Genomic DNA, 25,234 nt, shown 5'->3' on the forward strand with positions numbered 1-25,234 from the left:
TACGAACGCCGGCACCCTGATGTAGAATTCAACAGACAGCAGGCCGCTTACTTTTTCAGCGGATCGTGGCCCCAGTTCATGAGCGAATAGCGCCAGCGAGAATGCTCCACGTCTTTTTCGGGGCCTTGAGCTAGGTGTCGGCTAATGTACGAGTGAACCTTGTGCATGTGCGCCTCATCTGCTTCCGTCAGGTCCGCTTTTTTCTTGTTCAGGATCTCAATAATACGCTCGCCTGACTTATGGCCAATGCTGGTACCGTCGCCGCTGTCCTGGCCCACCGATTTGGATTCCTCCGTGCCAAGCCATTTTTTTAGCTCGGTTGCGGTCATATTCACTTGCGCCTTAAAATCGGCGTAAATATTGTTTGATGCTTTATCGGCCGCCATATGAACTGCTGATTTAGAGGATGAAAGAAGGTGCCACTGATGTGGCTATTTTTCTTTTCTAACGCGCTTGGCTTACGGTGGGTTGCTGGCTTGTATGTGTGCACGCCCAGCTGTTGCCTCTTCAATTCGCTTTACTTATATCTCCCACTCTCCATCCCACTTTCCTCATGAAATTACGTGGTATCGTGCTTCTGGCTTTCGCCTTAACTACCAGTGCTGTAGCCGCTTCGGCTCAAACAAAAATGCCCCCCCGCAAGGCTGCAACACCTCGTCCGAAGCCAGTAACGCCCGGCGTGGCTACTATGAAGGATGGCGTGATGATGAAAGAAGGCAAAGTAATGGTGACCCAAATGGGCCGCACCACGCCCCTGACGCAGGAAATGAGCCTTATCAACGGTACGAAAATAACGCCGACCGGCACGATAACGACGCCCGCGGGCGTCAGCACTCAGCTGACGGAGGGCGATATTGTTTCGTTGAGTGGCCGTATTACTACTAGTGCTCAAAAAGCAGCGCAAGACAGCCTTCTCCTCGTTAAAAAGGAGGACCTCAAGAATAAAGGCAAGAAAAAGAAACGCTAGGCTTAGTCTGCTAATCCACACAGTCAGGCGGCTCAGACCAGTAGGATTTGGGCCGCCCGACTGTGTTTTAGACTTGGGTGTAGTCCAGCAAAATCAGGGCAGCCTCGTCATCGTCGCGGGCTTCTACTACCTCGTCCATCACGTATTGGATTTCCGCATCGGTCCAAGCCTGGGATTCGGCGGCTTTCACAAACGCAGCCAGCGCTACAAAGCGACTTGATGCAGCAGGTACAGTCCAGCGTACTTTTTTGCGAATTCTCATGCGAGAGAAGTAGAAAAATTCAGGTAAAAAGCCCCCCAGCTTAGCGTGAAGGCGCCGCTTTTACCACCTTCACCTTTACTGGAACCACCCCGGCATCAATCAAATCAATTTTGCGGGCGGCTTTGCGCGATAAATCAATAATGCGGCCTTTCACGTGCGGTCCGCGGTCCGTGACCGTGACTTTTACTGAGCGGTTGTTGCGCGTATTGGTCACGCGTACTACCGTACCGAACGGGAGCGTGTTGTGGGCGGCCGTCATTTTATTAGGCCGATACACGGTACCGCTGGCTGTTTTGCGGCCATTGAATTTGTTGGCGTAATACGAGCCCTGACCGCTCTGAGTGAACGTGTTGGCGCTCCCAGCGCAGGCGCTCAGCAGCCACGGTAAGCTTAGCAGCCAGCAAAAACGACGAAAAGAAAAGTGAGGCATACGCAAATATAAATGACACTAAACCGGAGCCTACACTTACTCCGCCTTTTCGGGAATGCGCATGGCAAGCAGCATGGCAAAATTGCCCTGAAATACGTTGAAATCGACGGGGCCGCGGATACCTGGTACGTGCGATTCGTCGCTGTGCTGCCAGATAATCCATCTTTCGCGGGGTAGTAGGGGCTTTTCCACTTCGTAATGCGCCAGCCACAACGGATACTTGTCGAAGTGACCAGCTAAATGGCGCTTGTAGAAGTTGTAGTTGGTGTAGAGAATAGGGCGCACGCCGTAGTGGCGCTCTATCAGGCGCAGCCAGGTAGCTACGTTGCGCCGCATCACGGCCACATCGTGAAACTTAGGGTCCTCCACATCGAGTACGGGGGGCAAATCGCCGGCGGCTATGGGCACGTTGCGCACAAAAAGATCGGCTTGCTGGGCGCCGTCGTAGTTGGGCTGGAAATAATGATAGGCTCCGCGGTAAATGCCCACAGCCCGCGCTTCGCGCCAGTTGCGCTGGAAACGGGAGTCGCGTAGGGTAACGCCTTCGGTGGCTTTAATAAAGGCGAAACGCACTTGGTGCTCTGCCACTTCCTGCCAATCAATGCGGCCCTGATACGATGATACATCAATACCGTGCACCGTGTAACCGGTTAGTAGGGGCGTTTTCTCGCGGCCCGTCAGCTGATGAGCCGTATACTTAGCATAAGTAAGCCGTGCATAGCGGTTGATCTGCCGCCAGTTGCGCCCGTAAAAAACCATTGCCGCCAGCAGCAACCCCAGGCAGATTAGCAGGGGCAAACGCCACCGAGAAGCGGCGGGGCGGCGGGGAGCAATAGGGCGTGTTCGGGGTCGGTTCATCAGCGTGGCCATCACAAAGGTAACGCACATACCTGCCTGGCTCGTACCTAAGCTAGTGGTTCCGGCACAGAAAAAGCCCCCCACCCATCATGGGTTGCTTATCAATGACTGCTTTTCCCGACCTTTCGCTTCTTAACGCTCCGCCACATGGCTACTTCCAACCTTTCCGACGCCCGCGACGAATCAGGCCACCTAATCCGTGAGTTGCACGGCATCACCCTGGCCCAGATTCTGGAATACCTGGTAGCGCATTATGGCTGGCCTGGTTTGGATGAGCGCATTCATATCAATTGCTTCGCCGTCAATCCCAGTATCAAATCCAGCTTGGTATTTCTGCGCCGGACGCCTTGGGCCCGCACCAAGGTGGAGGAGCTTTATATCAAGACCCGCAGTCAGGAAGTTTTGAGCAAGAAAAATCAAGTGAAGTAATACTGGGGGCAATTATTCATCTAGCGCTTTGAAGTAAAAAATGGCAGACGTTTCGCAGAAATCGGGTTCCCAGGCGCTGCTGATTGGCTTCGTGTGCTTTGTGGTGTTTGAAACCGTGACGTACTATGTCTTGCGTTTCGCTACCTCCGGGCTCGGCATGAGCGACCAGATGCAGCCCGAGAATACGATTGTCAGCAATTGGGTGAAAACCGTGGTGTTTCTGCTGCTACACCTGCTGGTGATAGTGGTAGCGGTGCTTGTGCTCAGCAACCGGCTCCCGCGCCGGTATCGGGGGCAGGTGATGGGTTGGTTTTATCTGGCACTCGTTACGGGGTTTGTGCTGCTGATACCGCTATTTGATTAAGACCAAAAAAGCCACTGCGGTTAAGCAGTGGCTTCAGTGAAAAGGTGTCGGTCGGTCCCGACGTTATAAGCAACTAAGCGGAGCCTAGCGCAATTTGATATCGATTTCGCGGCGACGGCTCGCCGAATCTTGGAAGGGAATGCGGACACGCAGCTCGTTTTCCTCGTGCACAGCATCAATGCGGTCGAGGTCGAGGTTGGCGGGCAAATCCAGGGTTTGAGCAAACAGCGGAGCGCTCATTTTGTCGTCCTCCTCGTGGCGGTAGTCGCAGTACACGGTCAGACGGTTGTTATCGAGCAATACGTGGAAATTTTCGGGGCGCACCGACGGCGCCGCCACCCGCACTACCACACCCTTCGCCACCTTATCGACGCGCAGCTGCGCCTGGGCCGTGCCACCGCCCAACGTGTTGAGCAGGTTAAGCTGGGGGGCAATATTGCGAATGAATTCTTGGCTTATCAACTTCATGGTCAGGTCTCTTTCTTGATTGTGATGGGGTTATTTCAAACGATGTACCAACCTCTATCGTGCGCCATCAGCGCCGGGTTTCGGTCAGATTGACGTCTTAAAAGCCGTCTGAAACCTATGTAAACAGCCATAGTGGCAGGTGAAAGTGCTGTGCCTACGCACAACTTTGGGTGCCTCCCAACCATGGCTCGCGTCGCTTCCGTATAGAATACTTTGTCGTACAGCTCCTGTTAGACTATATGCAGCTTCAAACGTTTAATACGACGCGTACCGCCCGCTACTATTGTGTGGGCGAACCCGGCCCGACGATTCGTCACGTCTGGTTTTGCTTGCACGGCGAAGGCCAATCCGTTGCCGATTTTGCCGCTCAACTTGTTAACCTCGTAACGCCCGAGCGCCTGCTGATTTTACCCGAAGCCCTCTCGCGCTACACCTTGCCGCCCGCTCCCGATGGCACCCTGAGCACAGGCGCTACCTGGTTTGCCGCCTCCGACTTATTGCCTGACCTCGCCGACCTTACCAATTACCTCGATTCGCTGGCCGAAACAATTCTGGCCGACTGCCCACCCGATACCCCCGTGACGGTGCTGGGCTACGGGCATGGCGCGGCCGCTGCTTGTCGTTGGCTGGCCAGCAACCGTATCACCTACGAGCGCCTGATTCTGTACGCCGCCATCTTTCCGCCCGAAATTGACCGCCGGGCTACTCTTGTAGGTCTGCCCGACCGGCCGGTGAACGTAGTAGCCACCACCGTCGATATGTACACGCCCGAAGCCGCTGGCGAAGGCCTTGTGCAGGATTTGCTCGATGTAGGCCTTACGGCGCAGCTGAGCTATGTAGCCGAGGATGGCCTCACGCTGGCAGCCTTGGGTGCAGGGGCTGAAGCCCTAAACTATGAGCCAAACCCCAACCCTACGGAATAAAAAAGCCCCCAGAAACATTCTGGGGGGCTTTTTCGTGAGGTGCCTTCAAAGGACTGATTTTAGGACTTCCTCTTTTCAGAGCTGCGACTGTCATTTGAACTGCCATCAGTCTGCCCTTCCTGCATGCTGTATTGATTGCCGTTCGACTGCTTTTGGCCTTCGCCCGACTGCACGGATATATCACTGGCTTGCTGGCCCATCCGCTCCGACATCTGACCGCTACCTATATTTTGCCCCCCACGAATATCGATTTGATGACGCATGGTTTTCTGGGTGTCTTTTGGCACCATCACGCGCAATACGCCATCTTCGAAAGAGGCCTCAATCTGGCTGGGGTCTACCGTGTCGGGCAGCTGAAATGACCGCTGAAATGATCCGTAGGAACTTTCCACGAGGTGGTAGCGTCGGTCGTTCTGCTCATTCTGGAACTGCCGCTCGCCCGAAATAGTCAGGCGGCCCTGATGAAAATCAACTTTAATGTCTTCGCGCTTAATACCTGGCAACGCTGCCTCAATCTGATAGCCGCGCTCCGTTTCATACGCATCTACCTGGGGCGAGAAGCTGGATAGCCGCCCCGAGAAGCTACCGTGTCGTTGAAAAACCGGTCGAGCATGGCACTAAAAGGCGACTGGCTCAATCCGGAAAACGAGTCCTGATATTGCTGAATAGCCATGGCGATAACAAAGTTTAGAAGGTTAAACCATTGTTTCAAACACGGGCTTTTTACCGCTTTTTTTTGTGCCAGGTTTCACTAAAATGCGCATTTTTAAGCTCGTCAGGGCATTTTTTGATAATTTTTCTAGCGCCTCTGCCTGCTCTTGCCTGGCAATTTATCCGCCTCTCTGCTACCTAGGAAGAAAGGCCTTGTTGTCGCCTCTCAGGCTACTATTGCGCATCGTCGGTTTGTTCCAGCAATTCCATCTGCCACCGTATCTCTTCCAGTTTAATTGGGTAAGGAATTCCGTTCCGAATGGTTTGATACAACGCCTCAAACAGCTGCATGTAGTCGCCTTTGGGCGCCGGCTGAGAATGAGTTGTGAAGTTGCCGTCGGTGCTGGCTAACGTCAGAATACCCTCTTGGCCAGGAGCTTCCAAGCCGTAGGTGGCATTTTGGGGGGCAATTCCTTGCTGAAGCTGCGTTTCCTGCACATCAGTGCGGGCCTTGCTGAAGCTGCCTTGCGTACCATGAAGCACAAAAGAAGCTTGGGGCTGGGCTACTAATAGGCTGCTAGTCAGAAATACCTGCAAGCCATTGGGGTAGTGGAGGTGGAAGGAAAAGTAATCCGGAACCTGCGAGCCAGGCCGAAACATTCCGGTAGTCTTGCGGCTGAATAAGGGCTTGCCAAATAAGCAAATTGACTGATCGATCAGGTGCGGTCCCAAATCATACACTAGCCCACTGCCCGGAATGGGCGTTTCTTTAAATGCTTTGGTGTTAAGCACTGTTTTGTAGCGGTCGAAGCGGAAGTGAACTTCGATAAGTTGCCCAAGCTGCCCGCTGTCTATTACCTGCTTCACGCTCTGAAAATCACTATCCCAGCGCCGGTTCTGGTAGGCTAACACGTGCCGGTTCATGCGCTGACTAAGCTCCTGCAGCTCCCGGACTTCGGCCGAAGATGTAACTAGCGGCTTCTCAATCAGCACATGCTTCTCCGCTTGCAATGCCTGTTTGGCCAGTTCAAAGTGCGTGTTGCTGGGCGTATTTACTACTATTAGCTCAATTTTTGGGTCTGCAAGCAGCGCTCCCACGCTATCGTAGCTAATCACGCCGGGGTAATCCTGTTGTGCTTGCTTCTGGTGGCGTTCCGTTACGGCTCGCAGAGTAAAACCTGGGTGAGCAGCTAGAAAAGGGGCATGAAATACTTTGCCCGACATTCCATAGGCCAAGAGACCCGCTTGAATTGAAGTTGTTGTCATAGTCAAAAGGAAGGCAGCTGTGGCCTGCATGGTAAAGGCTTACGGCTCAAATAGCACAAGATACTGGCTGCTGCCAGAATTAGTAAAAAGAATCTGCAATTAATCCTAGTATAAATACGGGTATATGTTTACATTAACACTACGGTGTTAATAATTCGGGCCGAATTAGGCAACCAAGGGCTATTGGCAAAATGTTTGCAATTTGAAATGCAGAGGCACTAATTCAATTCAATTTTGTTTCGTGACTCTGCCAACGATAAATACGTGCTGTTGACAGAGTAAAAACTGATCAGGCAAGTGGATGTATAAGAAAAATGCAGTTCGAAGCGTTGGTCATCACGCAAGGCTGCCTTTTTGATCCCACCTGAAAGTTGAGGTGAGTCGCTCTTTACATCTTCCTGCGCTACAGCGCTTTTCTTTCATTGGCCACTATAGGTCATTGACGCTTATACGTTTCTCCGCTCCTTTTTTGCCGCTTCATAGGTCCTGAGTACAGGCTCAGGGCACACATACAGCTAGTCAGGCTTGGGCCACCCGCCCACTTATTACACTGAGCCTACCAGCTGTCGAGAGAATTTTTCTACCCACCCTTTCCTCTCTACTTGTGTCCTTCGATTTAGAAACAGGCGCCTCCATTCCGTCCAGCGAATGGTCGCTACCTTATCCCGTTGCTAGCCAGCCGGTAGTAAATACTGCGCCCTTAATTGAGACCGCGCCCGCGGCCATCTACGATAAACTTATTCTTCCCGGCGACTTCCCCGACCCGACGATTACCAAAATCGGTGATACGTACTGGGCCAGCGCTACTTCCGCGGAGTGGGGGCCAATTTTCCCGCTTCTCAAGTCTACGAACCTCGTCGATTGGGAAGTAGTGAGCTATGTATTTCCGGATAAGCTGCCCGAGTGGGCTGACTCTAATTTCTGGGCACCGGAAATCAGCCATGAGAATGGCAAAACTTACATCTGCTACACAGCCCGCAAAAAAGGTAAGCGTGGCCAGCTGTGCGTTGCCGTTGCCAGCGCCGACGACCCCGCCGGTCCTTACACCGACCACGGCCCATTGGTGGGGCAGCGCATGGGCTCCATCGACGGCTTTCCGCTTCGCGACGAAAACGGTGCGCTGTATATGGTGTGGAAAGAAGATGGCAACGCCTTTCGCAAAGACACACCCATCTGGGCCCAGCGCATGAACGAAAGCCGTACGGCGCTGCTCGGCAAAAAAGTAGAGTTGTTCCGCAACGATACGCCTTGGGAAGGCTGCCTTGTAGAAGGCTCCGCCATCGTGCGGCAGGGCGAATACTTCTACATGTTCTATGCAGGCAACGGCTGCTGCGGCAAGTGCTGCACGTACGCTACGGGTGTCGCCCGCTCCAAAAAGCTGCTCGGACCTTGGGAAAAATGTCCCCAAAACCCTATTCTAAAGAAAAACAAAACCTGGAAATGCCCCGGCCACGGCACTGTGACGGAGTACGACGGCCGCTGGTTTCTGCTGCACCACGCTTACTACACCGACAGCCACGAGTTTGTAGGGCGCCAGGGCCTGTTGAGCGAGTTCACCTGGAACGCCGAAGGCTGGCCTGAGTTTGTAAATAACAGCCCTCAGGCAGAGCCATTGCGTGATTTGCGAGTGCTAAATGTGGATGATAATTTTCCTGGTAACCGCCTGTCGGCTGCCTGGCAGTGGCCCGTGAATGAGCAGCCAACTGTGGGCGTCAGCGACGGCCAGCTACTCCTGACGGCGCGCCCTGCGGGCCTCGGTGCTTTAGTGGCTCAGCGGACCTTCACAGCTACCTATAAAGCGGCCACCACACTTGATTATGGTGCCTTGGCGCCCAACACCTACGCCGGACTAGCTGCTATCGGCGACCCCCACAACGCTTTGGCGCTGGTAGCCGGCAACGGCCATCTGCAACTGTGGCACATGCAGGGCAATAAGCATTTGACTCTCACGGAAGTAAAGCTGGAAAATTGTAAGATGCTCAGTTTGCGCCTGGAGGCTTGGGGCGGCAGCCGTTTTCGCTTCGCCTTCAGTACTGATGGCGGCACCGCCTGGCAACCCGTTGTGCTCGATAGCTTTGCCCTGAACGGCACCTATCTGCCTCCATGGGATCGGGGAGTGCGCGTGGGCTTACTGGCTCAGGGTCCCGAAACGGCCACCGTAGCCTTCGATAATTTTGCATTGCGCAACTGTCGCTAAGAGGTAGTTTTATCAACGCAAAAAAGCCCCCCAGCATCGTGCTGGGGGGCTTTTTTGCGTTGATAAAACCTAAGCGGAAGTGACTATAAATACCTTGACTTGTAACTGCCAGTCAGACGAAAAAGAAAAGAAGCATCTTGAGTCTACAGAATTCAAATTCGGTCTGTTTTCAAAGTTCTTAGTAACTACGTTTCAAGTAAATCCTCCATCGTTACCCTTACTCATGTTAACCATTCGTCGCGCTGCTATCACTGACCTACCTGGTATTCTGCTGCTCATCAGTCGGGTGGTGCCGATAATGCACGCCGCTGGCAATTATCAGTGGGAAGCATCTTACCCCAGTGAAACAGTGTTTCGGCAGGATATCGACCGACAACATCTGTGGGTTGCCGAATTGGGGGGCAAAATTGTTGGTGTGGCGGCCCTTACCACCGATCAGGACCCGGAGTACGCCCAGGCCGATTGGGATGCCTCCCTGCCCGCACTCGTAACGCACCGGCTGGCCGTCGATCCGGCCGCGCAGGGGCAGGGTGTAGCTGCTGCTCTGCTTCAGCAGGCTGAACTGTTGGCCATGGAGCAACGGCTGCCCGTGTTGCGCGTCGATACCAACTCGGAGAACCGAGCTACCCAACAGCTTTTCCCCAAATTAGGCTACCGTTTCGCGGGCGAAATCACGCTCGCTTTTCGTCCCGGGCTGCGCTTTTTCTGTTACGAAAAGCAATTGGCATAAGCCTTCCTCAAAGAAATACCTTACCGGATTTCAGGATAATTTCAATCAGCGGTAAAGTACTTACTGCTATGGTTGTTCTGTGTCAAGGTAAGGACACAATTGGCTGAATAGCGTCCGGCCAGCCACCGTCCTTAAATGGCTTTCTGTCCTAGCTATAATCCCTACGCCTATTTCTTTCTGGTAGAGGAGTGAAGCGGTCAAAAATTACATAAACTCTATTCATTTATATTATCCCATTAATTTTTTGTTACTAATTATAGGATTTTATATTTTATTAAGAGCTAAGTTCAATTGACATTGTACTTTTGTCATTGGGTTGCACAAGGTTGCGCAGCTGGAACTTGTTTGAATGCTTTTCTCTTAGCTCGAGTATGCCAAAATTTCTACAGAGTTCATTTCGCTTTTTGTTGCTGTTTTCGTGTCTGGCTTTCCAACCGGCTCCTGCCGGTCAGCAGGCGGCCAGCCTCACCGCAACGAACCCCCAGGAGACCTTCGATACTGGTTCGAAGACTGATTATGCAGCCGGAACCGTAGCCTTCGCTACCGGCACCTGGACGCTGACCGATGCCGTGCTAGGTAATACCGAGACCGACCATAAGAACGGCGCGCAGGCCGTGCGCCTACAGCAAAACGGTAAGCTCACTATGGAATTCTTCGTGCCGAATGGGGCTGCTACCGTCACCGTGCAGCACGCTATTTACGGCACCGACGCCAGCAGCAGCTGGGAGCTATGGGCACAAGCCCAATCGTGCAACTGCAATAAGTGGACGAAGGTGGGCAACACGGTATTTACGACCAGCAGCACACTTCAAGCCGCCGCTTTCAATGTCAATATTGCCGGCAACGTTAAGTTTGAGATTCGCAAGACGTCGGGTGGCCCCAGCCAACTGAACATCGACGACTTTGCCATAACCGACTTCGGGGTCGCTCAGCCATCGATTGACAACGACCACCTTGCTTTGGGTAACCCTAGTGGTGCTGTCACCGACGTTAGCTTTCCTAGTAATTATCTGATGGTGAAGCCTCAGTATAAGCTAAGCTACAACAGGGATCAGGGCAAGCCTAACTGGGTAAGCTGGCATCTTGATGCTTCAGATCGGGGTACTGCTCCCCGAGTAGACGTTTTTGGACCCGACCCGACCCTTCCTGAAGGGTGGTATCAGGTGCAGGCGACTAGCTACACCGGCTCGGGTTTCGATCGCGGCCATAACTGCCCTTCGGCCGACCGCACTTCTAGCCCACAAGATAATGCGGCAACTTTTTTCATGACCAACATGATGCCTCAGGCACCAGGTAACAACCAAGGTCCCTGGGCAGATTTGGAGGAGTATTCTCGCTCTTTCTTGCCTAGCGCAACGAATCCTGCTGGTAATAGTGAGGTGTACATTATCTGCGGTAGCTATGGCGTAGGCGGCACTGGTAGCAACGGTGGCGTAACCAATACCCTCGATCAGGGTCGCATCACCGTTCCAAATCGCACGTGGAAGGTGATTGTAGTGATTCCTGTTGGCGATAATGATGTGGCCCGCATATCAGCTTCCACGCGTGTCATTGCCGTGGACATGCCCAACACACAGACACTGAATACTAACTGGGGTACCCACCGCACCACGGTTGACGCCATTGAGGCCGCGACAGGTTATGACTTACTATCTGCTCTACCTATGGAGGTACAGACGGCTATCGAGTCGAAAGTTGATACTGGCCCAGTAGCAGTGCCAACCAACTAAGTCCATTCTTCCAGACCTTTTCAAAACGACATAACCGTCTATATGACAAGTTTTTATAAAACTACTGGGAAGTTTGGGCAGTTGCCGACTTTTCTGACTTGCCTACTTTTCTTCGTTACACTACAGAGTTGGGGACAAGTAGTAGTAAAGCCCGTGCCTCATAAACTGGCAGATGGTGCCTACACAGAGGCTTTTACTAACATAGCCGGCTGGCAGACAGATTTTGCTTCTGGCATTGGTGCTGCTCCTTATAGCAAAGCAACTCCTTCACCTACTTTACCTAATACTAACACAGTATTTGCTACTGGCAGTGGAGGTGGCGTACAAAAAGGAGTTGTTGGTTCTGCTACCGAAGGAAAGATTGTACTGTTAGCAACTGGTACACCTAGTGGAAGCAATGCTTCCGCTTTTGATCTTAACATAGACTTTACTAACTCCTCATCTGGTACCATTAGCTTCGATTGGGCTCAAGTAAGCAACTCAACGGGAAATAGACAGTCTACCTTTAAAGTGCAAACCAACACTGGTGACGGGGGGGCTTTTGTTGATTTCACAGGCACGACAACGGTCATAACTAATAACGTAGCTGCAAATGGCAGCTTTGTTAATCTTCCTTTACCAGTGGAATTGGCTGGCAAGCCGGATGCTAAAATCCGCTTCTTTTTAATAACCTCAGTAATACCACCAGCAACAGACGCTCTTCCCAGCACTGGTAGCCGTCCAAAAATTAGCATCGATAACCTAGTGGTTACTACTGGTACGGTCACTCCACCTGTTCCCGCCGCTACCATTACCACTACCGCTTCTGCTTTTAACAGTCCTTACTGCATTACTGCTACCGCTGGAAGCACTCCTTTCAATGTGGCCTATACTAGCAGCGGCACTTTCACGGGCGGTTTTAAAGTGCAGTTGTCAAATGCCTTGGGGGTATTCCCAACGAACGTAACCGACAACATTATCGGTAGCGGTACTAGCTCGCCCATTGCGGCCGTTATTCCGCCTGCTACGCCAAGTGGCACTAAGTATCGGGTGCGAGTAATAAACGACGCGCCTGCTACCTATGGCACTAACAACGGCTCTGACCTGACGGTAAGCTTTCTAGCTGAAAGCAACCCGGTGACTGTAACGCCAGCCACTGTGCAGTCGGTAATCACAACCGGCACGGGCGAGACACTCACGGCCAGTGCTGCCGTTACTTCCACTTTTTCTTGGCTTTATAGCACTAGCACATCTGGTACATATACTGCTATCGGTGGGGCTACTACGGCCTCTTACACCGTGCGGGGGGTAGATTTTCCGGGTGTAGGTACTTACTATGTGGTTGCTCAAGCCACTCTAACTACCGACTGCGGCACGGTACCTGGCCAGAGCGCACCTATCACGGTAACAGTATCAGCGCCTCCTACTACGCCGGCCTTATTGGTGTCGGCATCCACCCTTGCCGATTTTGGTAATCTGGCTGTCGGAGCCGGAACCGGGTTGAAAAGCTTTACGGTAGAGGGCAATAACTTAACGAGTGGCATTATCATTACGCCACCCGCCGGGTTTGAAATTCGGACGGGCAACAACCCATTTGCTTGCTGCACCATCGAGTTGCAGCCGGCTGGTGGCAATGTGCCTAGCACTACAATTGACGTTCGATTTGCTCCAGCTGCTCCCCAAGCCTACAGCGAATCGATTCCGGTGACAAGTGCTGGCTTACCTAATCAGTCGGTAGCAGTTACCGGTACGGGTGTCAACCCAGTTTATCCGGCTACACTAAGCACTACGGCTGTGACCGAGCTTACTCCAACCAGTGCTACTACTGGCGGCACGGTAGCTGCAGATGGCGGAAGTGCAGTAACTGCTCGCGGCGTCGTGTGGGCTAAAACACCCAACCCAACTATTGCTGTAACTACCAAAACGGCTGATGTTACCGATGCCAATACTTTTACTAGCGCCATAAAGGACTTGGTACCAGGTACTACTTACTTTGTGCGGGCTTATGCGACTAATGGCGTAAGCACAGCTTATGGCCAGGAGATTTCCTTCACCACTGTAACGGTACCATTGGCTGCTGAGCCTACCACTCAGGCCAAACTCACCGCCAGCCAAGTAACCAGCACCTCGCTCCAACTAAACCTAGCAGGAGTCGATGGCAAAAAGCACCTAATAATAGCTCGTCGCGGCAGCGCCGTAGATGCCGAGCCTACTGACGCTACCACGTACACTGCGAATGCAGAGTTCGGCAAAGGGAGTGTGCTGGATGTTGGCAACTTCGTAGTGTACAACGGCACTGGCGACAACGTGACTATAACGGGGCTGCGCGCCAACGCCACGTATCATTTTTCGGTCTTCGCCTTCAATGATAATGACCTGCCCTACGCCGAAAACTACTTGTTAACTGACCCTGGTGTTTTAATCCAGAAAACCTCAGCTGCTCCCGCCGCACTACTGCTGGAAGAAAACTTCGATTACGCAGCGGGCTCATTACTAACGGCTAACAACTGGACGGCACATGACGCTGGTGGTACCAACTCAATTGCCGTTACAGCTGCCGATGGCCTGTCTTACTCTGAGTACAGCGCCAATAGTGGCAAAGCGGCCGCTACCGTTGGTAGTGGCGAGGATATTAACAGGCAGTTTGCAGAGCCTGTATACGCAGGTACACCGGTATATACATCGCTGCTAGTAAATGTCAAGAGTGTAAGTACTGCCGATTATTTTTTCCATCTCGGTCCTTCATCAATTGGGTCCACCTTTAGGGCGCGGCTATATACGCGTCCTGGCGTTGCGTCGGGCACAGTGCAGTTTGGCATTAGCAGCAATGGTACTGCCGCTGCGATCAAGTATACAACGGTTGAATATCCGTTAAATACTACCCATTTAGTGGTGATTAAATACGATTACGATGAGGCTGGTGCCACTACTAAGCTGTTTGTTAATCCGGCGGCTGGTGCGGAGCCTGCAATGGCAAGTGCCGAAGCGAGCGAAATGGGCAACTCACCTGCGAATATTGGTGCTGTGGCAATCCGTCAAGGAGCCAATGTTCCGAAGCTAACCATCGACGGTATTCGGGTAGGTAACAGCTACCGAGTAGTACGCACTGGTCTTGTTTGCTTGGAGCCAGTACCAGCCTTTACGGCCGCTACGGTTTGTGCTGGTTCTGCTACTGCCTTCACCAATACTTCAACCGTTGTGGAATCCAACGCTACCTATGCCTGGGACGTGGAGAGTGATGGCAAAGTAGATTACACTAACGCTGGCAACATCAGCCACACCTACGCGGCGGCCGGTACTTACACGGCTACACTGATTATTACGCAGGGCGCTTGCTCCGCAACGTACACGCAAAAGGTGACAGTGCGGGAGCTGCCAACTGCAACACTAAGCGGCGACGCGACTGTATGTGTGGGTACTCCTGCCAAGCTGACGGTACAGTTGACTGGTATTGCTCCTTGGACAGTAGGCTATTCAGCCAATGGAGTTGCTGCTCCAACGCCACTGATTGTAACCGCTGCTGAGGTAGATGCCAACGGAAATTATACGTTCGATGTGGCTCCTAAAGAAACCACTGCTTATGCATTGACTTCTTTAACGGATGCTAACTGTAATGGTGCTGCTCTGACGGGTTCAGCGACTGTAACTATTACAACGCCTCCTACGCTGACTGTTCCAGCTACTCTGACGGCCAACACCGATAATGATAAGTGTGGTGCTTCTGTTGCTTTTGCTGCTACGGCCATGGGTACTCCGGCGCCCGAACTCGTGTACAGCATTGTCAAAAATGGTGTTAGTACCACTATCACTTCTCCTTATTTCTTCCCTGTAGGCACTACTACCGTTAAGGTCACGGCTACGAATAGCTGCGGTACTGATGTAAAAATCTTCGCTGTAACGGTGCAGGACAAGCAGGTGCCTACGGTTCTGACTCAGAACATAAGTGTGACCTTGAGCAACGGCACTGCCTCCATTACGGCGGCACTGGTAAATAATGGCAGCCTTGATGCCTGTGGAATTGCATCCATGACGCTGAGTAAGAGCATATTTAGCTGCGAAAATATTGGCCTCAATAAGGTTACGCTGACCGTTACTGATATCCACGGTAATGTGGCCAGCCAAACCGCTGACGTCGATGTGAAAGGCACGATTCCTAACCCTGTTATCACCTATACGCCTTCTTCAACGGTCTACACAGGTGGAGTACCCACAAACTTGTATCTGGGTTATGGCCCGCAAAAGCTGACTCTCAACGCTTCAGGCGGCAAGAGCTATCAGTGGAGCCCAGCCGCTGGTCTGAGCAGTGCGAGCATCGCGAACCCCGTTTTCACCGCTACCACCGCAGGTACCTTTACCTATACCTTAACTGTCGCGAACGAATTTGGCTGTGTAGCTACCAAGACCGTGACGATAAAAGTAACGGAAGTGCGCGATGGCAAGAAGAATCCTAAGATTCAGGTTTGCCACAATGGGCAGGCAGTGTATGTGAACCTGGGTGAGGTGGAGAGTCACTTGCTCAATCACAAAGAACAGCTGGGCAACTGCAGCAGCAATACCCTCACCGCTTCGGCCGCAGCCACTGCCGTAACGACAGAATTCGCGGCTACTGCTAATGTATTTGAAGCCTATCCAAACCCCTTCACGGAGCGTGCTACTCTGCGTTTCCGCGCTGCCGAAACGGGCAAGGCACAAATGTTAGTTTACAATTCGGTAGGCAAACTGGTAGCCACCATCTATGATGGCGTAGCAGAAGGTGGCCGCACGTATGAATTCACGGTAGAAGGTGCTTCCTTGGCTGAGGGCGTCTACACTTGCCGCCTGACCACCAGCGGTAAAATCGAAACCAAGCGTCTGGTGCTGGTGAAGTAGCCTGCTTAGCGCCTATAAGCACATTTTTAACTAAGACGAAAAGCCCCCCAGATTACTTCTGGGGGCTTTTTTATGTATAAATTATTATTAATGATAAACAATAGCAACTAATTACGAAATGTTCGTATAATTACGAAAGATTCGTAATAGGTATAGATGGAAAGACTAACCCAACCCGAAGAGGAAGCCATGCAGGTGCTATGGCAACTCAATGGAGGCTTTATCAAGGACGTGCTGGATTTGCTGCCCGAACCCAAGCCGCCCTACACTACGCTGGCCTCCACAATTCGCAACCTTGAGCGCAAAGGCTATTTGCGGAGCGAAAAGCTAGGCAACTCCTACCGATTTGCCCCCCAGATTGCCGCCGAAGAGTATCGCAAGCGGTTTATGAGCGCCTTCGTAAGCGAGTATTTCAAAAACTCCTACAAAGAAGTCGTATCCTTTTTTGCGAAGGATCAGAAGATTAGCGCGGAGGAGCTGAAGGAGATTATCGGCATGATTGAGAACCGCTCAGCCAAGGACGAATGACAGCGCTGCTTTTATATCTGCTGAAGGCCAACGGGGCGCTCTTGCTGTTCGCGGGCTTGTATTATGTGGCGTTGCGGCGGCTGACTTTTTACGGCCTCAACCGGGCGTACCTGCTGTTCGCTCTCCTGTTCTCGGCTACGTTCCCAGTCTTGGATATAACGGCCATATTTGCCCCCCACAGCCAATTAAGCGGCTCGCTGCTGACGATTGTGCCTAATTGGTCGGGCAAGTTGACGGCCCCGGCTGCTCCCGTAGTAGACTGGTCAAACGTGCTGGCTGGGCTCTATTGGACGGGCGTGGCGCTAATGAGTCTGCGCCTGCTGGGCCGGCTCTTCTCGCTCTATCGCTTGCACCAAACGGCGGTGCCCCAAGTAGTGAATGGCGAGCTGGTGTGGTGCCTGCCGGGAGCCAGTAGCCCGTTTTCCTTTGGTCCGTTTATTTACTTAAACCCTGAACAATACCCAGCCGCGGAGCTGCCCGCCATTCTGCATCACGAGCGGGTGCACGTGCGCCAGTGGCACACCTTGGATGTATTGGTAGCGCAGGTGGGGCAGGTGCTGGGTTGGTTCAATCCGGCGGCGTGGTGGCTGGGGCGAGCAATACAAGAAAACCTGGAGTATGTAACGGACGACGCGGTTCTGCGCGCAGGCTTAGTGGCTCCGAAAGAGTATCAATACAGCCTACTGCGCCTCAGCGGCCTAATCTCGGGCACCGCGTTGGCTAATCATTTCACGCTTCTCACCCTCAAAAACCGGATTGTTATGATGAATAAACCTTCTTCCGCCCGCGCACATCTGGCGCAGTATGCACTAGTGCTTCCGCTTGCCGCAGTGTTGTTGGTAGGCTTTACGACTTCGCGGGCCGGGCAGGCTACAGCAGCAAGCGCAGCCATCACGCAAACGGGTGGAATGAAATACTATGTAGATGGACAACCCGCCGCGCCATTGGCGGTAGAAAAGTTGAATGCTAACCCCGACGCCATTGCTACTATGCAGGTGCTAAAAGGCGAAGCAGCCCAAGCCCTGACTGACAATGCCGCCACGACTAGCGTGGTGGTGGTGACGACGAAAGGGCAGGAGAACTTGCCTGCGGTGCAGGCTCTGAGCGCTAAAATCAGCAGCGCAATAGCGGCTTCTGAACCGGAAGAAAAAGCAGTGCCCATCAGCAATTTGCACCCGGAGGCGCTGGCGTACATCACCCAGAATTTTCCGGGACATCGGCTGATTGAGTTGCTGGAAGTGACTGGGGGCGGAGCCAGCGAGGTGCGCTACAAGGCCGTTATTGCCACGGGGCGCCGACCCAAATATGTGGTCTTCGATACGCAGGGCAAGGCGCTTGGCAGCTTTGACATGACCGGCAAACCCCTGCCAAAAGAGTAAGCCAATACAGATCACAACGGGACATTTTAACTTTCTATTTCCTCCTATTATGCATAAGACAACTGCCGCCGCACATGTACTCAAAAAATGGTCTGTCAGCTCCTGCCTGCTGTTCTCAAGCCTAAGCATGGTCATGCCCATCATGCAGGCAACTGCGCAGTCTGCCCCGTACAGACTGCCGTGGGCTTGCCCGATGGTATCCTGTATTATATAGATGGACAACGCGTGAACAAGGAGGATCTGGACAAGATAAGCCCCAATGACATTGCCAGCATGAATGTACTGAAAGGACCAAAGGTGCGCGCGGTACTCGGCAACGTGTCCGAAACGCAGGCCATCCTGATCACGACCAAAGCCAATGAAAATTCGGCGGCGGTGGTGGCGTTAAATAAAAAACTCAACAGCAGCGCCGACATCGCGGGCAAGCTGCTGCTCATCGACGGGAAAGAAGTGACTCGCACCGAATTTGAGCGCATGGTGCCTAGCCAAATCTATCAGATAACAGTGCTGTCGCCGGAAAAAGCGGTGGAAGCCTACGGGGAAAAGGGCAAAAACGGGGCGGCTATCATCACCACAAAGTAGAACCCTGCGGCACAGCAGGCGCGTAGAAAGCGTGACCATTCACGCGCCTGTTATGCCGCTCCATCGCCTCTTGTTCGATAAGCTCAGCAAGATTTATGAGCCGTCTGCCACGATTAATGACGTGTTTAAAGGCCACGACATCACCTTTGTGACCAACGAAAACGGCGAGCCCGTTACGCTGTTTATCGGCAAGCGCCGCCCCGACGGCGTGATCATCGGCGAGCGATATAAGCGCACCATTAAAAGGGCCGCTGGTAATGCGCAAGTAGCATCAAGTCATTGGGATCTGAAAGGAAAGTCACATATCTAGTATCTAGAAAAAGCCCCCCAGATACTTTCTGGGGGCTTTTTCTAGATATAAGGTGGTCATGCATCGGCTCTGCATCTGCGTGACGTTTTTAAAGCACTGTGGTTAAGCAAAAACTACCCTTCCCAAGTGCCAAACTTGCCGGCTTGATAATCCTGGTAGGCCTGCTGAATTTCGGCATTAGTGTTCATCACGAAGGGACCAGCGGCTACAATAGGCTCCTGAAAAGGGGCGGCATGACCGAGCAGCACTACCGCATCAGACAAGGCTTCAAGTTGCAGCTCGTCGCCGTCGTGGTTGAACTCCATCAGGCGACGCGCTTCGGTCTGCTCGCCATTCACGCGTAGCTGGCCCCGGATGGTGTAGAAGAAAATGGTGCGCTCGGCAGGAATAGTCAGCATCAATTTGCCCCCCGCCTTCATTTCCACGGTGGCTAGCTGAATATCGGTTAGGGGCTGCATAGCGCCAGCCGTGCCCAGCCAGTTGCCCGAAACGGCATTGATAACTACCCGGCCTTCGTCCTCCACTACCTCCGGAATATCCGCTTTTTGTAGGCCAGTGTATTGGGGTTCGGTCATCTTGTGCTTGGCGGGCAGGTTTACCCACAGCTGCAGAATCTCCAGATCGCCGCCCGTGCGCTTGAAGGCGGGCGATGAGACTTCGGCGTGAATGAGCCCGCTACCGGCCGTCATCCACTGAATGCCGCCGGCCTCAATCACGCTTTCGTGGCCACCCGAATCTTGGTGCATGATGTCGCCGGCCAGAATGAACGTCACCGTCTCGAAGCCGCGGTGCGGGTGAGGGCCAAAGGGCAGGCCGCGGTTGTTGGGCCGATACACCTGCGGGCCGTGGTGGTTCAGAAACAGAAATGGATCGAGGTGGTCGACCGACTGTGTAGGTAACGCTCGGTAGGTAATCAGGTCGGCGATGGGCGCGCTGACGGCTCGGTGCTGCTGCTTGATGGTGCGCATGAGGCGAAATGGGTGAAAATGAGTGAAAATGAGTGAATCGTCAGGACTGCATTTGAGCGGTCGGGGTGAGCAGCTTACTAAACCGATGTGGCGGAACAGGGTTTATTTGCAGATCAGTTAGCGGCCGATTCCGGGGCGCTTTGTGAAGACTTTGTGCAGTTGTTTAAGGCGCAAAGCTGCAAGTAATAGTGGCAGTAGCCCTGCTGACTGACGGGCGGCAAGATGAACCCTGTACCTGTCGCCCACAAGCTATTGCTCCACCGCTCGTAGGGAAAGGAATGCCTTGCCTAAAACACTAGGTGTCGTCGCGGCGTTTTACCTGTATTGTTTACCACATGGCATCATGGTTCCCGAGAAGCTAACCGATCTACTGCACACCAATTACCGCTCCGACCTGAACATGTTTGTGGGACGCTGGGGCTATCAGCCTGCTACCGAGCTGTTGCCCCGCGCCTATGAGCTTTTGAAAGACAACGCTTTGGCTAACGGCTGCCGCTTCTGGCTACAGGATATCCGGCGCCGGACTTTCAACGACCCCGTTATTACCAACTGGCTGCTCACCGAGTACTTCCCGCAGATGAGCGCGCAACTTGGCGGGCGTCTGCGCGTGGCCTACCTCACGGGCCCAGATTTGCTGGCCGCCATCAGGAGTATGCCCAACTTTTTGCCCCCCAGCGCCTACGATGATAAGCCTTACGTTGTCGCCTTTTTCAGCACCGAAAGTGATGCTATGCAATGGCTGCAACAGGAGCAGATCCGCGAGCTGGTCGTAAGCAAAAATTAGGGATCTACGGCCGCTGGGGGGCTTTTTTATCGATGATTTGCTTGGCTACTTCCACTAGCGTTTTGCCCTCGTAAGTGGGCGATGGCGCCAGCGGATACAGGGTTTGGCCTTTGCGAGCAATGAAACCAGCAGCAAGGCCCGCGTGCAGCGCACCGGCAATATCCCAGCCGTGCGCGGCAATGAGTGTAGTAGAAGCGGGCTCAGCACCGGCTTGGCGGGCGGCGGTGAGGTAGGTGTCGGGGTGAGGCTTGTAGCGGCGCTGCTCATCCACGCTTAAGCCCTGCTCGAAGTAGTGAATGATGTCGGCGTAGCGCAGCTGCTCATCGAGCACGCTGCGCGTGGAGTTGGTAAATGCCACCAAAGAATAGCCCGCTTTCGAAAGCATTTTCAGGCCTTCGGGCACGTCTTTGTGGGCCGGTAACTCGGTCATGAGGGCCAGCAGTTTGTGCTTCTCGGCCGACTTCAGCGTTCTTTCCTGCAGCATAGCGGCCGTCATATCCAGGGCCGCGTCGCCGATGGTACGAAAGTCGTGGTAATGATTAGTCACAGTATCCACCAACGAATACTGGAGCAATAAACCAAACCACTGCTGGAAAGCCGCTTTGTTGTTGAAAGCTTTAATGAGCGCGTTTTTCAGCTTGCTCATGTCCAACAACGTTTCGTTTACGTCGAAGAGAATAACCTTGGAATTGCCGGTAGGACGGGGCTGCTGCATACGTGAATAAAAACTAGCCAAAAGAACAAGTAGACCTGCATACGTAGCCACTTGTTACGCAGACCGCTACCATCCGTTTTAGCGAAAAAATGGTAAAACCCCCAGCTTACTTCTGCTTGCGCAAAAAGGCCCGGACGGTCTGGAAGTATTGCTCTGGCACTTCCCAATAGGCTTTGTGGGAGGCGTTTTCAAAAACAACTAACTGCGAGTTGGGCGTCTGCTTTTGAAAATAAGCCACCGTGGCGGGCGCGGCCTCATCGTAGCGGCCGCAGAGATAAAGTACTGGCACAGTGAGCTTTTTAAGGTCGTTGGCGCGGGAGTAGCTTTTGAGCGAGCCTGTGGCCTGCGCTTCATCGGGGCCCCACATGGTCTCGTACACTTGGGTTCCGAAGGTGGGATTGGGTGGCATCGGGCCGTTGCGGTACAGGTGTTGGCGGTTGTAGAGCGTGACGGCTTCTTTGTAGGCCTGCTTGCTGGCCTCGTCGGTGGCAGCGTATAGGCGCATCGCCTTTTGCTGCGCCGGCGGTAGCTGCGCAATGTAGCGCTCCGCATCCTGCACCCAGCGTTTGGTGTCCAGCAACGGGCTCGACTGAATCAGGCTGACGACGGCGGGGGGCTTTTTGGTGAGCAAATACTCGGTGGCCAGCGTGCCGCCCCAGGAGTGCCCCAACAAATGCAGCTTGGAATAGCCCAGCGCCGCTATTACCTGATCCAATTCGGTTACAAACCGCTCCATCGTCCACAGCTGCGGATTATCCGGCTTATCCGATTTGCCGCAGCCCAGCTGATCGTACAGTATAACCGGCCGCTCATCGGCCAGCGCTACAAAGCCCTCGAAGCTGCCGCTTCCTGAGCCCGGCCCGCCGTGCAGAAGCAGCAACGGAATGCCCGGCTTGTCGGCGCCTAGGATTTTATACCAAACTTTGCCCCCCGGCACCTCGATATAGCCTTCTTTCATAGTGGGTTGGGCCTGCACAGCGAAGCCTAGCGCCCAGAAAATGGTGGCGAGTAGCAGCGTGCGCCGTGACAGGAAAAAATACTTCATAGGGTTAAATAATGGGGCGGGAGTGGTGCCGGCCTAAACTTGCACAAAGTTCGGCAGACGAGGTAGCGGCGCGGCCTATTCGTACAAGTCCTGCGGGTCGGCGGCAGCCAGATCGACCAGAAATTGCCCGATGTTGGTAGTCACTGCTTCCAGAAACGCCTCGCCTTTTTCGAGCGTCGCCTCGGCGGGGTCGCCCACGCCGGTATCAGCCGATACCTTGCTCCACTCGCGTTGCGCCCACGCCCAGCCTTGCCGAAAAGCCTTTACTTTGAATTGCTTAGCGGCACCATCGCCGGCTTCGGCCAGCGGACGCACCAGTTGGGGGGCAATATGCTGCATGACGCTGGTTTCCAGGGCATCTGCGTGGTCGCCGGGGGCTGTGAAGAACTGGCTGCGGTCGGCGGCCTTGTACCAGTTGAGGGTACAAAGGAATACGCTCGGAAACTCCGCCTGCAGCTCGCGCAGTATCTGCCGAAAATCGTTGCCGCCGTGCCCATTCAGCACTACCAGCTTCGGAATACCTTGCCGCGCCAGCACCTGCACCATATCGCGCAGAATTAAGTGCTGCGTGCTCGGGTTCAGGTTCATATCGAGCGTAATATCCAGCTGACCAGTGTTTACGCCGAAAGGAATGGTGGGCAGCACGGTCACTTTTGCCCCCCGGTCCCAAGCCTTGCGAGCTGCTTCGGCTGCCACATAGTCGCACTGGTAGTTGTCGGTGGCGTAGGGCAGATGGTAGTTGTGGGCCTCGGTGGCGCCCCAGGGCAGCAGCACCACTTCATACTTCGTTTCTTTCACCTGCTGCCAGGTGGTTTCGGCAAGAATATACGGGCGTGGGGTCATAGGAGAAAAGCGAACAGTAGCTGTAATGATGGGTGTAGCGCCAAAACTAAACGGATATCAACCTACGTCAAGTGGCGGCGGAAGATTAGATAGCCAAGCTCGAACTTCCTCTATGCTTTTCCCTTCCAGCTCCAGCAGGGCCTCGTAGGCGTTGCCGCGCAGCTGCAGGAGAGTCGCGAAGGCGGGTTCCGTTTTCAGTCCTTGCACTTTGAGCTGGCACACGGCCGTGCGCCATGCCCCTCCCCCGGCCTGCAACACCAAGTCTTCCACAACCATATGTCGGAAGGCGTGCTGAGCTTCGGTGGGGCAATCCTGCCCAAAAATCTCGATTTCAAAATCCGCATAACGAAAGCGGCATACCACCGACGCCCGGTCGTTGATGGGTTTTTGCCCTAACGCAAACTCCGGCAGATGGGCATAGTGTGCGTTGAGAAGCTGTAGGAAGGAAGGCACCTTCGCGGCTGAAACGGCACATAGCACGTCAAGGTCGCTACTGCTAATGTCAATGTCCAGCGGAATGGTGCCGGCCAGCACGGGGTCAAAATCGTGCAGTGCGGTGAGTATACCCAATCTTTGCAGCGTAGTATAGGCTAGTTGCTGGCGTGGGGTGCCGGTACGCAAGTAGCTCGGGTCTTTCCAGTTTCTCACGCTGCGCGATCTTATATGGTCTTTTCACAAAGGTCGGTATCGAGACGCCTATTCGCGTTCCTGTCGTTGTGGAAGGTAGTAGTTTGACACGCGGTAGGTTATTCATCAACCAGACGCAAGTAGGGATTTCTCTACTAACTGCGAAGCTGTTCCGACATGCAGTGGGGGGCTTTTTTGCTTAAGGTACGTTGATCGGCAACAGCACTGCTTCACACAATCTCCGACCTCGTCCGTTACTTTGCGTAGACAAGTTACTCTTAGAAATCCACCCCACCCCACCATGCAAACTTCCCGACTCGAACACGATTTTCTTGGCGAACGGGCCATCCCCACGGATGTCTACTATGGGATTCAGACCCTGCGCGCCCTCGAAAATTTCGACATCACGGGTATTCCACTCCGCTCAGAGCCGCTGTTTGTGCAGGCGCTGGCCTACGTAAAAAAAGCCGCAGCCCTGGCCAACCGCGACCTGGGCGTGCTCGATCCAACTATTGCCGAGTGCATTGTGCGGGCCTGCGACCGGGTGGCGGCCGGCGAGTTCGATAGCCAATTTACCACTGATATGATTCAGGGCGGTGCGGGCACTTCGGTGAATATGAACGCCAACGAAGTCATTGCCAACGTGGCCCTGGAGCTGATGGGCAAGCAGAAAGGAGAATACCAGTTCTGCCACCCCAATAATCACGTCAACTGCTCCCAATCGACCAACGACGCTTATCCGACGGCTTTCCGCATTGCGCTGAATAATAAGCTGGTGGGCTACAGCCAGGCGCTGGGCCAGTTGGCCGATGCGTTTGCGGAAAAAGGCGTTGAGTTTCGCAACGTGCTCAAAATGGGCCGCACCCAGCTCCAAGATGCCGTGCCCATGAGCATGGGCGACGAATTTCAGGCCTTCGCAACCAACCTGCGCGAGGAGCTACTGCGCATTGAAGACAGCCGCAGCCTCATCAGCGAGATTAATATGGGCGCCACGGCCATTGGGACGCGGGTAAATGCCCCGGCCGGTTACGCCGAAATCGTGACCGAACACCTGCGTACCATTACGGGCCTCCACCTGATACTGGCCGGCGACCTGATTGAGGCCACCTACGATACGGGCGCGTACGTGCAACTATCGGGGGTGCTGAAGCGCACGGCCGTGAAGCTCTCCAAGATCTGCAACGACCTGCGCCTGCTATCTTCTGGCCCCCGCACGGGCATCAACGAAATAAATTTGCCCCCTTGCAGCCCGGCTCCAGCATTATGCCCGGCAAAGTGAACCCGGTGGTGCCGGAGGTAGTCAACCAAACAGCCTTCTATGTTATCGGGG

26 protein-coding genes and 1 pseudogene are annotated in these 25,234 nt (G+C 53.7%); 14 read left to right on the plus strand and 13 right to left on the minus strand.

From position 1 onward, the window contains the following. Positions 1–47: 47 nt before the first annotated feature. Positions 48–386, minus strand: a complete 339-nt coding sequence (locus G7064_RS12535) for a DUF3140 domain-containing protein (RefSeq protein WP_133274452.1) — start codon at positions 384–386, stop codon at positions 48–50. A gap of 167 nt (positions 387–553) precedes the next feature. On the opposite strand from G7064_RS12535, the gene G7064_RS12540 reads away from it, so the two are divergent. After that, complete coding sequence (locus G7064_RS12540; protein ID WP_166073844.1) at positions 554–967, plus strand: DUF6799 domain-containing protein; 414 nt, start codon at positions 554–556, stop codon at positions 965–967. Between the two features lie 67 nt (positions 968–1,034). Here the strand turns inward: G7064_RS12540 and G7064_RS12545 are convergent, their stop codons facing one another. From G7064_RS12545 to G7064_RS12555, 3 genes are read right to left on the minus strand one after another with little or no spacing between them, the layout of a single operon-like run. Continuing rightward, a complete protein-coding gene (locus G7064_RS12545; RefSeq protein WP_166073845.1) occupies positions 1,035–1,229 on the minus strand; it encodes a hypothetical protein in 195 nt (64 codons plus the stop codon). Between the two features lie 40 nt (positions 1,230–1,269). Continuing rightward, entirely contained in the window at positions 1,270–1,659 is a 390-nt protein-coding gene (locus G7064_RS12550; RefSeq protein WP_166073846.1) for a septal ring lytic transglycosylase RlpA family protein, read from the minus strand. A gap of 36 nt (positions 1,660–1,695) precedes the next feature. Next, positions 1,696–2,547, minus strand: a complete 852-nt coding sequence (locus G7064_RS12555) for a glycoside hydrolase family 25 protein (RefSeq protein ID WP_166073847.1) — start codon at positions 2,545–2,547, stop codon at positions 1,696–1,698. A gap of 117 nt (positions 2,548–2,664) precedes the next feature. Here G7064_RS12555 and G7064_RS12560 point away from each other — a divergent pair, with 117 nt between their 5' ends. Beyond that, positions 2,665–2,946, plus strand: a complete 282-nt coding sequence (locus tag G7064_RS12560) for a VF530 family DNA-binding protein (RefSeq protein ID WP_166073848.1) — start codon at positions 2,665–2,667, stop codon at positions 2,944–2,946. Positions 2,947–2,986: 40 nt separating this feature from the next. Further along, positions 2,987–3,310, plus strand: coding sequence for a hypothetical protein (locus G7064_RS12565; RefSeq protein ID WP_166073849.1), 324 nt, complete (start codon positions 2,987–2,989; stop codon positions 3,308–3,310). An 84-nt stretch (positions 3,311–3,394) separates the two neighbouring features. Here the strand turns inward: G7064_RS12565 and G7064_RS12570 are convergent, their stop codons facing one another. After that, a complete protein-coding gene (locus G7064_RS12570) occupies positions 3,395–3,778 on the minus strand; it encodes an Hsp20/alpha crystallin family protein (RefSeq protein ID WP_166073850.1) in 384 nt (127 codons plus the stop codon). Between the two features lie 239 nt (positions 3,779–4,017). On the opposite strand from G7064_RS12570, the gene G7064_RS12575 reads away from it, so the two are divergent. Continuing rightward, positions 4,018–4,701, plus strand: coding sequence for an alpha/beta hydrolase (locus tag G7064_RS12575; protein WP_166073851.1), 684 nt, complete (start codon positions 4,018–4,020; stop codon positions 4,699–4,701). Between the two features lie 59 nt (positions 4,702–4,760). Here the strand turns inward: G7064_RS12575 and G7064_RS12580 are convergent, their stop codons facing one another. From G7064_RS12580 to G7064_RS12585, 3 genes are all read right to left on the minus strand, one after another. Continuing rightward, a complete protein-coding gene (locus G7064_RS12580; protein ID WP_165963686.1) occupies positions 4,761–5,204 on the minus strand; it encodes an Hsp20/alpha crystallin family protein in 444 nt (147 codons plus the stop codon). A 41-nt stretch (positions 5,205–5,245) separates the two neighbouring features. Continuing rightward, a complete protein-coding gene (locus G7064_RS22745; protein WP_262888608.1) occupies positions 5,246–5,374 on the minus strand; it encodes a hypothetical protein in 129 nt (42 codons plus the stop codon). A gap of 212 nt (positions 5,375–5,586) precedes the next feature. Continuing rightward, the gene (locus tag G7064_RS12585; protein WP_166073852.1) at positions 5,587–6,618 is read right to left on the minus strand and encodes a Gfo/Idh/MocA family oxidoreductase; all 1,032 of its coding nucleotides are present in this window, start codon (positions 6,616–6,618) and stop codon (positions 5,587–5,589) included. 604 nt (positions 6,619–7,222) lie between these two features. On the opposite strand from G7064_RS12585, the gene G7064_RS12590 reads away from it, so the two are divergent. The 8 genes from G7064_RS12590 to G7064_RS12625 all read left to right on the plus strand — a co-directional run bounded on the left by G7064_RS12590 (position 7,223) and on the right by G7064_RS12625 (position 18,922). Beyond that, entirely contained in the window at positions 7,223–8,815 is a 1,593-nt protein-coding gene (locus tag G7064_RS12590) for a family 43 glycosylhydrolase (protein ID WP_240935477.1), read from the plus strand. Positions 8,816–9,038: 223 nt separating this feature from the next. Beyond that, positions 9,039–9,545 (plus strand): GNAT family N-acetyltransferase, encoded by a 507-nt coding sequence (locus G7064_RS12595; protein WP_166073853.1) that lies wholly within the window; start codon positions 9,039–9,041, stop codon positions 9,543–9,545. A gap of 371 nt (positions 9,546–9,916) precedes the next feature. Then, positions 9,917–11,275, plus strand: a complete 1,359-nt coding sequence (locus tag G7064_RS12600; protein WP_240935478.1) for a DNA/RNA non-specific endonuclease — start codon at positions 9,917–9,919, stop codon at positions 11,273–11,275. A gap of 510 nt (positions 11,276–11,785) precedes the next feature. Next, entirely contained in the window at positions 11,786–16,123 is a 4,338-nt protein-coding gene (locus G7064_RS12605; RefSeq protein ID WP_166073854.1) for a PKD domain-containing protein, read from the plus strand. Between the two features lie 156 nt (positions 16,124–16,279). After that, positions 16,280–16,651, plus strand: coding sequence for a BlaI/MecI/CopY family transcriptional regulator (locus G7064_RS12610; protein ID WP_166073855.1), 372 nt, complete (start codon positions 16,280–16,282; stop codon positions 16,649–16,651). After that, complete coding sequence (locus G7064_RS12615) at positions 16,648–18,030, plus strand: M56 family metallopeptidase (protein WP_166073856.1); 1,383 nt, start codon at positions 16,648–16,650, stop codon at positions 18,028–18,030. The genes G7064_RS12610 and G7064_RS12615 overlap by 4 nt, the downstream gene beginning before the upstream one ends. Before the next feature lie 87 nt (positions 18,031–18,117). Next, complete coding sequence (locus tag G7064_RS12620) at positions 18,118–18,612, plus strand: hypothetical protein (RefSeq protein WP_166073857.1); 495 nt, start codon at positions 18,118–18,120, stop codon at positions 18,610–18,612. Positions 18,613–18,664: 52 nt separating this feature from the next. Continuing rightward, positions 18,665–18,922, plus strand: a complete 258-nt coding sequence (locus G7064_RS12625; protein WP_166073859.1) for a hypothetical protein — start codon at positions 18,665–18,667, stop codon at positions 18,920–18,922. Between the two features lie 113 nt (positions 18,923–19,035). On the opposite strand, the gene G7064_RS12630 is transcribed toward G7064_RS12625, so the two are convergent. After that, entirely contained in the window at positions 19,036–19,890 is an 855-nt protein-coding gene (locus G7064_RS12630) for a pirin family protein (protein ID WP_166073860.1), read from the minus strand. 343 nt (positions 19,891–20,233) lie between these two features. On the opposite strand from G7064_RS12630, the gene G7064_RS12635 reads away from it, so the two are divergent. Next, positions 20,234–20,674 carry a hypothetical protein gene (locus tag G7064_RS12635; protein WP_166073861.1) on the plus strand — a complete coding sequence of 147 codons (441 nt, stop codon included), beginning with the start codon at positions 20,234–20,236 and terminating at the stop codon, positions 20,672–20,674. Between the two features lie 4 nt (positions 20,675–20,678). Here G7064_RS12635 and G7064_RS12640 read toward each other — a convergent pair whose 3' ends face one another. The 4 genes from G7064_RS12640 to G7064_RS12655 all read right to left on the minus strand — a co-directional run bounded on the left by G7064_RS12640 (position 20,679) and on the right by G7064_RS12655 (position 23,925). After that, on the minus strand, positions 20,679–21,389 hold the full coding sequence (locus tag G7064_RS12640) for a haloacid dehalogenase type II (RefSeq protein ID WP_166073862.1): 711 nt from the start codon (positions 21,387–21,389) through the stop codon (positions 20,679–20,681). Positions 21,390–21,495: 106 nt separating this feature from the next. Then, positions 21,496–22,434, minus strand: coding sequence for a proline iminopeptidase-family hydrolase (locus tag G7064_RS12645; protein ID WP_166073863.1), 939 nt, complete (start codon positions 22,432–22,434; stop codon positions 21,496–21,498). A gap of 75 nt (positions 22,435–22,509) precedes the next feature. Continuing rightward, positions 22,510–23,277: a creatininase family protein gene (locus G7064_RS12650; RefSeq protein ID WP_166073864.1), complete on the minus strand. Its 768-nt coding sequence runs from the start codon at positions 23,275–23,277 to the stop codon at positions 22,510–22,512. Between the two features lie 57 nt (positions 23,278–23,334). Beyond that, positions 23,335–23,925 carry a DUF4269 domain-containing protein gene (locus G7064_RS12655; RefSeq protein ID WP_166073865.1) on the minus strand — a complete coding sequence of 197 codons (591 nt, stop codon included), beginning with the start codon at positions 23,923–23,925 and terminating at the stop codon, positions 23,335–23,337. A 280-nt stretch (positions 23,926–24,205) separates the two neighbouring features. On the opposite strand from G7064_RS12655, the pseudogene G7064_RS12660 reads away from it, so the two are divergent. After that, positions 24,206–25,173 (plus strand): annotated as a pseudogene (locus G7064_RS12660) (lyase family protein); the annotation flags it as partial. Positions 25,174–25,234: the final 61 nt, after the last annotated feature.

Origin of the sequence: Hymenobacter sp. HDW8 (genome assembly GCF_011305775.1) — a bacterium.
In the GTDB taxonomy this organism is placed as follows: Bacteria; Bacteroidota; Bacteroidia; order Cytophagales; family Hymenobacteraceae; genus Hymenobacter; species Hymenobacter radiodurans.

Excerpts from the sequence above, each read along its gene's own strand:
- G7064_RS12535 (WP_133274452.1), bottom strand. The coding sequence starts at position 386 with ATGGCGGCCGATAAAGCATCAAACAATATTTACGCCGATTTTAAGGCG.
- G7064_RS12540 (WP_166073844.1), top strand. The coding sequence starts at position 554 with ATGAAATTACGTGGTATCGTGCTTCTGGCTTTCGCCTTAACTACCAGT.
- G7064_RS12545 (WP_166073845.1), bottom strand. The coding sequence starts at position 1,229 with ATGAGAATTCGCAAAAAAGTACGCTGGACTGTACCTGCTGCATCAAGT.
- G7064_RS12550 (WP_166073846.1), bottom strand. The coding sequence starts at position 1,659 with ATGCCTCACTTTTCTTTTCGTCGTTTTTGCTGGCTGCTAAGCTTACCG.
- G7064_RS12555 (WP_166073847.1), bottom strand. The coding sequence starts at position 2,547 with ATGTGCGTTACCTTTGTGATGGCCACGCTGATGAACCGACCCCGAACA.
- G7064_RS12560 (WP_166073848.1), top strand. The coding sequence starts at position 2,665 with ATGGCTACTTCCAACCTTTCCGACGCCCGCGACGAATCAGGCCACCTA.
- G7064_RS12565 (WP_166073849.1), top strand. The coding sequence starts at position 2,987 with ATGGCAGACGTTTCGCAGAAATCGGGTTCCCAGGCGCTGCTGATTGGC.
- G7064_RS12570 (WP_166073850.1), bottom strand. The coding sequence starts at position 3,778 with ATGAAGTTGATAAGCCAAGAATTCATTCGCAATATTGCCCCCCAGCTT.
- G7064_RS12575 (WP_166073851.1), top strand. The coding sequence starts at position 4,018 with ATGCAGCTTCAAACGTTTAATACGACGCGTACCGCCCGCTACTATTGT.
- G7064_RS22745 (WP_262888608.1), bottom strand. The coding sequence starts at position 5,374 with ATGGCTATTCAGCAATATCAGGACTCGTTTTCCGGATTGAGCCAGTCG.
- G7064_RS12585 (WP_166073852.1), bottom strand. The coding sequence starts at position 6,618 with ATGACAACAACTTCAATTCAAGCGGGTCTCTTGGCCTATGGAATGTCG.
- G7064_RS12595 (WP_166073853.1), top strand. The coding sequence starts at position 9,039 with ATGTTAACCATTCGTCGCGCTGCTATCACTGACCTACCTGGTATTCTG.
- G7064_RS12600 (WP_240935478.1), top strand. The coding sequence starts at position 9,917 with ATGCCAAAATTTCTACAGAGTTCATTTCGCTTTTTGTTGCTGTTTTCG.
- G7064_RS12610 (WP_166073855.1), top strand. The coding sequence starts at position 16,280 with ATGGAAAGACTAACCCAACCCGAAGAGGAAGCCATGCAGGTGCTATGG.
- G7064_RS12615 (WP_166073856.1), top strand. The coding sequence starts at position 16,648 with ATGACAGCGCTGCTTTTATATCTGCTGAAGGCCAACGGGGCGCTCTTG.
- G7064_RS12620 (WP_166073857.1), top strand. The coding sequence starts at position 18,118 with ATGGTCTGTCAGCTCCTGCCTGCTGTTCTCAAGCCTAAGCATGGTCAT.
- G7064_RS12625 (WP_166073859.1), top strand. The coding sequence starts at position 18,665 with ATGCCGCTCCATCGCCTCTTGTTCGATAAGCTCAGCAAGATTTATGAG.
- G7064_RS12630 (WP_166073860.1), bottom strand. The coding sequence starts at position 19,890 with ATGCGCACCATCAAGCAGCAGCACCGAGCCGTCAGCGCGCCCATCGCC.
- G7064_RS12635 (WP_166073861.1), top strand. The coding sequence starts at position 20,234 with ATGGTTCCCGAGAAGCTAACCGATCTACTGCACACCAATTACCGCTCC.
- G7064_RS12640 (WP_166073862.1), bottom strand. The coding sequence starts at position 21,389 with ATGCAGCAGCCCCGTCCTACCGGCAATTCCAAGGTTATTCTCTTCGAC.
- G7064_RS12645 (WP_166073863.1), bottom strand. The coding sequence starts at position 22,434 with ATGAAGTATTTTTTCCTGTCACGGCGCACGCTGCTACTCGCCACCATT.
- G7064_RS12650 (WP_166073864.1), bottom strand. The coding sequence starts at position 23,277 with ATGACCCCACGCCCGTATATTCTTGCCGAAACCACCTGGCAGCAGGTG.